Genomic DNA, 1,550 nt, shown 5'->3' with positions numbered 1-1,550 from the left:
ATTCTCTCGTTCCCACGCGCTGCGTGGGAACGCGGAAGCTCCGCGCCGCGGAGTGTCTCGGAGTGGACCGCTGGGATGTTGCGGCCATCTAGCCTGTGAAAACCACTGGTTAGTGCAGATAACAACCGGAAAGAGAACCACGGATGAACACGGATCGACACGAATGGAGACAAATCCGTGTCTATCCGTGTCTATCCGTGGTTCGAGATAGCGAGGATTAGATCGTTTGTTAATTGAGAACATCCCCTAGCAATATCGATCGAAACTAGATACTAGTCGCCCATGGGAGCGCTGGGAACGCTGGGAACGCCGGCATCCTGCCGGCCAGGATTCGCCGGCAAGGTGCTGTTCTAACCCGCCTTCTCCGCAGCGCGGAGCTTCCACGTCCCCACGCGGTGCGTGGGGACGAGAAGCTTGTCAATCCTGTAAACCCTGTCCGATTGAGGTTTCGCCACGAAGCTCGAGTCGGGCTCTCATGGGCTCAAGGCGATGCCTCGCTAGTGGTTGCAAAAGCCTAGGGTCGTGACTAGAATCCATAGCCTGATTACCGAGCAATTTAGTCGGATATGGCCTTGGGTCGAGATCCGGGCATCCAGCGCGGATCTTCACCGATCGCCGGCAAGCACATAGCACACCTCAGGAGACTACCTCATGGCACACGAACTGCCCGCACTCCCATATGACAAGAAGGCCCTGGAGCCTGTCATCTCCCAGGAGACCATCGAGTATCACTACGGCAAGCACCACCAGACCTATGTCACCAACCTCAACAAACTGGTGCCCGGTACCGAGTTCGAAGGCAAGAGCCTGGAAGACGTCATCATGAAATCCTCCGGCGGTGTATTCAATAACGCCGCGCAGGTGTGGAACCACAGCTTCTACTGGAGCTGTCTGAACCCCAAGGGCGGTGGTGAGCCCTCCGGCGCCCTGGCCGGTGCCATTAAAGCCAAATTTGGTTCTTTCGACGCATTCAAGAAGCAGTTTACCCAGTCTGCCACGACCAATTTCGGTTCCGGTTGGACCTGGCTGGTGAAGGGTAAGGACGGTTCTCTGGAGATCGTCAATACCTCCAACGCCGGTACCCCCATGACCGAGGGTAAAACCGCCCTGTTGACGGTCGATGTCTGGGAGCATGCCTACTATATCGACTACCGCAATGCTCGCCCCAAGTATCTGGAGGAGATCTGGAAGATCGTCGACTGGGATTTCGTAGCGGCCAAGTACACCGGCTGACGCGGTTGACCGATTGCAGGGCACCTTGAAAACCCCAAGGTGCCCCGAACCCATGCTAGAGTCGCTATATCAAGCCGATCCCTCTCATCCTTAAGATTCCCGGAACCGACTATGGCAGCCGTCATTGAGCGCATCGACAGCCTCGAACAGACCGTGCAGAATTTCGTCAGGAATACCGACGTCCAGTTCGACCGGCTCTACAACTCGCAGCTGCAAACGGAAGCCGAGCTGCGCCTATTCAAGGACGAGACGCGCCGGCAGCTTCGGGAGATGAACAAAAAGTGGGGGGAGCTCTCCAACAAGCTGGGCACCCTGGT

At 56.8% G+C, this 1,550-nt stretch carries 1 protein-coding gene and 1 pseudogene; both read left to right on the top strand.

Annotated features, from left to right (window positions below; genetic code table 11):
- Positions 1 to 651: 651 nt before the first annotated feature.
- Complete coding sequence (locus BQ17_RS02205) at positions 652 to 1,233, top strand: superoxide dismutase (RefSeq protein WP_089724098.1); 582 nt, start codon at positions 652 to 654, stop codon at positions 1,231 to 1,233.
- 111 nt (positions 1,234 to 1,344) lie between these two features.
- Positions 1,345 to 1,550: pseudogene (locus tag BQ17_RS02200) on the top strand (hypothetical protein); the annotation flags it as partial.

It is taken from the genome of Candidatus Thiosymbion oneisti (assembly GCF_900092655.1).
Classification (GTDB): domain Bacteria; phylum Pseudomonadota; class Gammaproteobacteria; order Chromatiales; family Chromatiaceae; genus Thiosymbion; species Thiosymbion oneisti.
Note: the sequence above shows the minus strand (reverse complement) of the source record. Positions and strands in the feature narration are given on the sequence as shown.

Bases quoted from the DNA above. Each gene is read 5' to 3' on its own strand.
- BQ17_RS02205 (WP_089724098.1), top strand. From the start codon at position 652: ATGGCACACGAACTGCCCGCACTCCCATATGACAAGAAGGCCCTGGAG.